Source organism: Acetobacter pasteurianus subsp. pasteurianus LMG 1262 = NBRC 106471, assembly GCF_000285275.1.
Lineage (GTDB): Bacteria > Pseudomonadota > Alphaproteobacteria > Acetobacterales > Acetobacteraceae > Acetobacter > Acetobacter pasteurianus.
The window spans coordinates 1-6,795 of sequence record NZ_CADO01000058.1; the positions used below are offsets into that span (position 1 = coordinate 1).

The 6,795-nt window shown below is 52.1% G+C and carries 5 protein-coding genes and 2 pseudogenes; 4 read left to right on the plus strand and 3 right to left on the minus strand.

The window, feature by feature from the left end; translation table 11 throughout:
• Positions 1-693: pseudogene (locus tag APA10_RS09295) on the minus strand (Mu transposase C-terminal domain-containing protein); the annotation flags it as partial.
• A gap of 923 nt (positions 694-1,616) precedes the next feature.
• On the opposite strand from APA10_RS09295, the gene APA10_RS09305 reads away from it, so the two are divergent.
• The 4 genes from APA10_RS09305 (at position 1,617) to APA10_RS15625 (ending at position 4,743) form a co-directional block, all read left to right on the plus strand.
• Complete coding sequence (locus APA10_RS09305; RefSeq protein WP_035366644.1) at positions 1,617-2,186, plus strand: TetR/AcrR family transcriptional regulator; 570 nt, start codon at positions 1,617-1,619, stop codon at positions 2,184-2,186.
• Between the two features lie 51 nt (positions 2,187-2,237).
• Entirely contained in the window at positions 2,238-3,065 is an 828-nt protein-coding gene (locus tag APA10_RS09310; protein WP_003631092.1) for an SDR family NAD(P)-dependent oxidoreductase, read from the plus strand.
• 21 nt (positions 3,066-3,086) lie between these two features.
• Positions 3,087-3,875 carry a type 1 glutamine amidotransferase domain-containing protein gene (locus APA10_RS09315; RefSeq protein WP_003631091.1) on the plus strand — a complete coding sequence of 263 codons (789 nt, stop codon included), beginning with the start codon at positions 3,087-3,089 and terminating at the stop codon, positions 3,873-3,875.
• A 616-nt stretch (positions 3,876-4,491) separates the two neighbouring features.
• Positions 4,492-4,743 (plus strand): recombinase family protein, encoded by a 252-nt coding sequence (locus tag APA10_RS15625; protein WP_456304051.1) that lies wholly within the window; start codon positions 4,492-4,494, stop codon positions 4,741-4,743.
• Between the two features lie 322 nt (positions 4,744-5,065).
• On the opposite strand, the gene APA10_RS09325 is transcribed toward APA10_RS15625, so the two are convergent.
• Entirely contained in the window at positions 5,066-6,097 is a 1,032-nt protein-coding gene (locus APA10_RS09325; protein WP_003631290.1) for an IS110 family RNA-guided transposase, read from the minus strand.
• Positions 6,098-6,170: 73 nt separating this feature from the next.
• Positions 6,171-6,795, minus strand: a pseudogene (locus tag APA10_RS09330) (DEAD/DEAH box helicase family protein); the annotation flags it as partial.

Below are 6,795 nucleotides of genomic sequence, written 5' to 3' on the forward strand. Positions count from 1 at the left end.
GGTCAGAAAACTCTTGCATAACGGACGGTAACCACAGAAGAAATCCGCGTCGAGGGACAGAAGAAACCCCAGAACTATACGCGTATGAATATCCATCACCAGTGTTAGCCAAGGTCGACCGATGCTCGCACGAGTAACATCGTCGACTAGCATGAGATCAACCTTGGTATGGTCAATCTGAACGATATCCAAGGGCCTTTCTGCTTCGAGACCTCCTTGAATCTGATGAAAGCCAGCTTCAACACATGCCTTTCCATTCCGCCGACGCACTGTAGTTTTCAAATCACGCGCTTTTATCCGGGACAGCACTGTGTTGAAGCATGGAGGAACATGGCCATGAGCACGACAGTCCAAAACAAACAGTCCGTAAAACCGTTTTAACGTCAGTCGCTCTCGTTTCATAAAAAATCTGTCGATCGCCTGATCGATTATTTGTTCGATATGTGGGGGTAGCCGCCTACGTCCTTTACGGGGGCCGGGCGATTGTAAAGTCATGGCTGAAGTTGTTTGTTCCGCACGTAGTTTACGGATCAACCTGTAAACATGAGGAATGCTGATCTGAAGAAGCCGAGCAGCTTCGTTTACTTCACACAGGGATAACCGCTGTTTTTCAGAAAGGGGACGCAACACATCACTGCGCTGAACTGCAATCGTCCACGCTGTGTCCTCAACAGTATACACAGAGCTTTGCATGTGCACTGACCCCATGATGTTCTGACCTTCATGCGGCACCTGGACGTTTCTCTATATTACCCTAATTATCATATCAGGCTCGACTTCTGAGAACATATTTTAAGTCCAGATCGAAATTATTTAATTTCCCAGCCTGTCCACCAGATAGATGCCGACTTCACCATGCCTCATGGCCTCCACATCCGCTGTAAAGCTATGCAAAACAGTCATCTGTTCGTCGCAGATCCTGCGTCAGCCTGCGCGGTGGCGACACCGAGAATGCCGGGACGATATGGACCCTCGAATAGGTCCCCCAGCGCGTAGCGGGATTTCCAGGTAAGCCGCCGTTGCAAGGCGTGCCAAGCGCGATCGTGCACAAGATGGCAGCGCTGGCAGAGGGCACGCAGATTGCTTAACCGGTTGTTGCGCGGGTCATGATCCAGATGTGCAGCGGCCAACACCACCCGGGTTTCGCGTGCCTCGATCAGGTCAATGAGGTCCGGACCGCCAGTCTTACGCCCTTTGGTGTCCCGCCAGTTTCCCGTGCCTACATCGAACCAGAGACCAGAGGCCACCACCCGGATCCGCTGGCCATGCGGACGGCCACAGACCTGACACCGTCCCTGCGCTCGTTCAAACCTTACGTGTCGGCTGATCTGTGGCCAATCGGGAGGGTAAAGCCACCTGAGTTCTGGACGGATCGGCACAACATGCGTCCCTGAGAAATGTTACCTTTTGTTCTCATAGCATAATACGAAAAGAAATGCCGACACACGCTCGGATGACGCTCCGCTTTCGCCTCATTTGAGACAAACAGGGGCCGAATTGACGTATCTTGAAGCAGACATGGATTTCGGATCCCTTTACCGCTCTTGCCATTTTTCTTGACTACGGCCTGCTTGTCCTATAGACGAGTGACTACTCACTCATAAGAACGTATCGAGATGGCTAGACCCTTAAGCGAAGAAAAACGTGCCGCCATTCTGCGCGCCGCAACCGAATTGGTGGCAACCGTAGGTACAAGTGCTGCCACATCTCAAATTGCAAAGCGCGCAGGCATCGCTGACGGAACCTTGTTCACTTACTTTCCGACGAAAGATGACCTGCTCAACCAACTCTATTTGAGCATCAAATCTGCCCTGGCCGAAGCGATCATGACAGATTACCCGTCGCGGGCCGGGGTTTTCGAGCGTACCCGACACTGCTGGGACAGGCTGGTGAACTGGGGAGCAGAGCATCCCACGCAGCATAAGGCGATGCGGCAGCTTTCAGTGTCTGACCGAATATCGCGAAACACTCGTGATGCGGTTAATCTCGCATTCCAAGACATCAACACGATGATTCGAGATAACCTCAGCCGGGATGCTGCCGACGATGAATCTGCGGCCTTTGTCGGTGCGCTCATCACAGCGATGTCGGATGTAACGCTCGACTGTATCGCAGCCCATCCCGAGAAGATCGACCTGTATCGGGAGAGCGGCTTTCAGGTCTTTTGGAACGGCGTGAGGCCGTAAGTGTAATTGTCTTTATTAAATGAGTGAGCAATCAATCGAAAGGATCGGAAAATGTCTAAAATCTGGTTTGTGACTGGCAGTTCGCGCGGGTTGGGTCGTGACATCGTAGACGCGGCTTTGGCGGCAGGTGACAGCGTCGTTGCAACAGCGCGCAAACCGGCTGATCTTGATGCCATGGTTGCGCAATACGGCGACCGTGTATTCCCTCTTGCCCTTGACGTTACCGACGCCAGAGCCGCGCAGGCCGCTGTCCTGCGGGCGAAAGAACACTTCGGACGTATTGATGTTGTGGTGAATAATGCAGGCTACGCCAATATTGCCTCAGTCGAAGACATCACGATTGAAGACCTCACGCAGCAGGTCCAGACAAACTTTTTCGGAGTGGCCTATGTCAGCAAGGCCATTCTTCCAATCCTGCGTGAACAGGGGCATGGACATATCTTCCAGATTGCCTCCATTGGCGCGCGTATCGCAACTCCCGGCCTGAGCGCCTATCAGGCGGCAAAATTCGCGGTACGGGGCTTCTCTCTTGCGCTGGCGCAGGAAATGGCACCGCTTGGCGTCAAAGTCACAACGATTGAGCCGGGCGGAATCAGAACCGACTGGGCTGGCTCATCCATGAAAATCCCGCCAATCAGTGCACCCTACGAACAGACAGTCGGGGCGTTTGCCAAGATGATACGTGAGAGTTCAGGCCATCAGAGTTCGGATCCGGCCAGGATCGCCAGTCTGATTGTCGATCTGGCGAACCGTGAGGATGCTCCGACGGAACTGCTCGTCGGTGTGGACGCTGTTGAATATGCGAAGCAGGCTGCTGAAATCCTGTCAGAAAATGACCGTAAGTGGCGGAGCCTCTCGATCACGACTGCGGCAGACTGATACAGTATGACGGGACAACAAATGAAACGCGCACATATCCTCGTTTACACCTCATCTGCGACCAAGATCCCTCTTGTAGGAGGGGGAACGCATGATGTCGGCATTTTTCTTGGTGAACTGGTAGAGCCGATTGAACCCTTGATTCAAGCCGGGCATCTCGTAGAGTTTGTCAGCCCTGATGGAAAGGGCTGCGTGATTGATCCGGCATCTTACAGAATAACAAATTGGGGACTGTCCAGAAGCAGGATGGAGCATGCCAGAAATTTCTTTGAGACAACTCTCCAGGAACTGGGAGTTGGAAACCCGGTGAAACTGTCTGACATCCTTGCCGACAAAACCAGACTGAATAGCTACGACGTCGTTTTTATCCCTGGGGGACATGCTCCTATGACAGATGTTCTGCATAAGGACTGGCTGGTGAGTGATGAATACAACGACCAGACCGGTGAGTTGTTATTGCATTTTCATAAGAACAATAAAATTACGTCCGCCATCTGTCATGGATCTGCTGCACTTGGAGCGGCTCCCCAAGTGAATGGCAAATGGATCTATGCCGATTACAATATGACCTGTGTCAGCATGGCCGCTGAATGGCTGACGGAAGATATTCCGTTTTTCAATATAGGCGGCCATATGCCGGATTATCCGGTGCGTATTTTGAAACGACTTGGCGGCAAGGTTCATACTAAAATGCTCGGCAGAAGCAACGTAGTAGAAGATAGAGAACTGATTACGGGCCAAGATCCTTATAGTGCCAAGGAACTTGGAGAAAAGCTCATGAAAAAAATTGAAGTGAGACAAAACTTCTGAACGCAATAATGTTTCCATCCGATCACCAATAAGCCACGCCTGATCCGCGTGGTTAAAGGAGCCTGATTAGCGTTAATCCTCAAATGCGCAGATTGGCGGCGTGCCATAGAACCGGCTCAGGCGAAGGATTTACCGGGATCGTCAGTATGTATCAGATATTGTTCCCAAAGAGCAAAGATGTCCGCTTCCCCCCCATTGCTGACGTAACTTCCGCCAGAATACGCAGTTAAATTCTCACGAAATTAGCCTGCTATTTTTATCATTAATAAGTGGATTTTTATGACCTAGGTAGAACATTATCCGGATTAAATGGATTCATAAGCCGCTGATAAATAATAACTTTGATTATCATTATCTTCTGGTTTTCGACAGAGGTGTCGCGTTTCCCTAGATGATGACAAAGATCACATTGACGCTGCTTCGGGCCGTTTTTTGAAGCCTAATTGACTGCAAAATGTTCCCTCATTCCTGACAAAAAATACCCTGGTTGATTGCACTTGAATCTGTACGAACGACCGTTGGCACGCGCAGGTGGCTTGGCCACCTTTGCAAACGATCGTTTACGAATGTCTTCTTGAATTGTAAAAATGGACTCAGAAGGAGCTTCGTCGCCGTGGTGCCACCCAAACCTGGAAAAACACCCGTTGGCGGCCGTCTAATTGGCTACGCTCGCGTCTCCACAGACGATCAGGGCACCGACGCACAGTTGAATGAGCTACGCGACGCTGGCTGCACGATGATTTTCGAGGAACATGCCTCCGGTGCCGACCGGAACCGCCCTGTGCTTATACGCCTGCTAAGGGATATGAACGCTGGTGACACCTTGGTCGTGGTCCGGCTCGATCGTCTTATGTGGACGGCCGTTTAAGCGCAATACCTCACATTGTTCTCCCGATGTCATTTCTAAAACGTATTATTCTACCGGCTGGATGATGAATACCGATTTAACGTGAAGACCCGGTCAGATGCGCTCTTATGTCCGGCCTGTTTATGCGACTTTATGCGCTGGCCATCATGGGTGTGCGCTCACGTGTCAGGCACCAATCTGGTATCACGTGCTCAGGGGCACAGACGGTCGAACGGTATGGCCTGAACTGTTGCTGAATGACTGTCTTCCCATCACGTCGGTTCGTACATACTGCCGGATCTACCGGAGCAAGCTCCGGTGTCCATCGTTCTGCTGGTGCAGGTCAGCCTGCTGAAACACTGACACCAGCCGGACGATAGATCTCTTTACGTGACAACAACGCCCAGATGATACGAGCCATTTTATTGGCAAGTGCAACTGTTGCCAGACGCCTTGGACGACGCGCCATGAGTTCGCATAGCCACTGACCCGCAGCGCTATCCCACTTATGGGCACGATGAAGCATGGCCGTCGCACCAAGAACCAGCAACGTTCTTATCTGCCGATTGCCCGTTTTGGTAATCCTTCCCAGACGGGTTTTACCGCCGGTAGAATGCTGACGAGGCACAAGCCCCAGCCAGGCGGCAAAATGGCGCGCAGAGGCGAAAGAGCCAATATCCGCGACCGAGGCGACAATCAGAGAAGCCGTTATGGGACCGACCCCAGGGATGGTCATCAGCCGACGCGCATCCTCATCGCTTTTTGCACGCGCCCGGATCTGCACTTCCAAAGCATCAATGCTCTGAGCGACCTTTTCATAATGCTCAAATAACAACATGGCACTCTGCTTCATGGCAGCAGGCAGGTCGGCTGATGTCTCTATTTTTGCCATCAGTTCTGGCAGATGGCGTGTGCCCAGAGGGGCTATCAGCCCGAACTCGGAAGCAAGAGCCCGTAACGCATTACTCAGCATGGTCTGCTGTTTGACCAGAAGAGCGCGGGTAGAATGCAGTGACAACACGCCTTGCTGCTCTTCGCTCTTGATCGGAACACACATCGTATCAGGATGAGTCGCCGCCATGCAGATCGCAGCCGCATCAACAGCGTCGTTTTTCTTGCCTTTTTTGACAAATGATTTGACCCGATCAGGAGGAACCAGTCTGACATCATGACCAATCCTGCTGATCACCCGTGCCCAGTAATGCGCTGACCCGCAGGCTTCCAGAACAACTTCACATGGGTCAAGTTTTGCAAAAAATGCTGAAATTTCACTGCGACCAAGCTTGCGCTTGAAAACGCACTTTCCATTTGCGTCAGCTCCATGAGCCTGAAAAACGGATTTGGCAATATCAAGACCAATTATGCTAACTTTCATACGGGCGGTCTCCTCCTGATGGTCAGTGAACCTCCATCATGGCACATTGATGCTGCAGGGAGGCCGTCCACCCCATCTCGCGTTCAAATCCCGCCTCGACCGGTATGAACTTGAAAGCGTCATGCGTAATGATGATCGCGTCCCAGTTTTCTGTCGCCGCACGGGCAATGAAACGCTGGCGTTTGGCTTTGACGAAATTGGTTTCGTCGGCCACCATGATCCGGGCCGTGGGATAAAGCATGAGAAACTCACGCGCCATCTGTGCAAGGCAATGACCTGGCACCACAATCACGGCCTTGCTGATCAGTCCAAGCCGTTTCTGCTCCATCACGGCAGCCGCCATGGAGAAGGTTTTTCCTGCCCCCACAGCATGGGCCATGTAGGTGCGTCCTGAAGCGATAATCCGCCAAACCACGCGCTTCTGATGCGCACGCAGGGTAATCGCACTACTCGCTCCGGGCAGACGCAGATGACTGCCATCAAAGGCACGCGGCACAAGGTTATTGTAGGTCTCGTTATAGAGCTTTACGAGACGGTCCGAACGATCGGGATCCTGCCAGACCCATTTTTCGAACGCGCTCTTGATAGCCGCCAGTTTTTCTTTGGCTGCCTCGGTTTCCTGCGTATTGAGTTCGCGTCGTTCGTTGCCATTTTCATCGCGCCAATGATCCCATATTTTGGGAATGGACTGAGAGAGC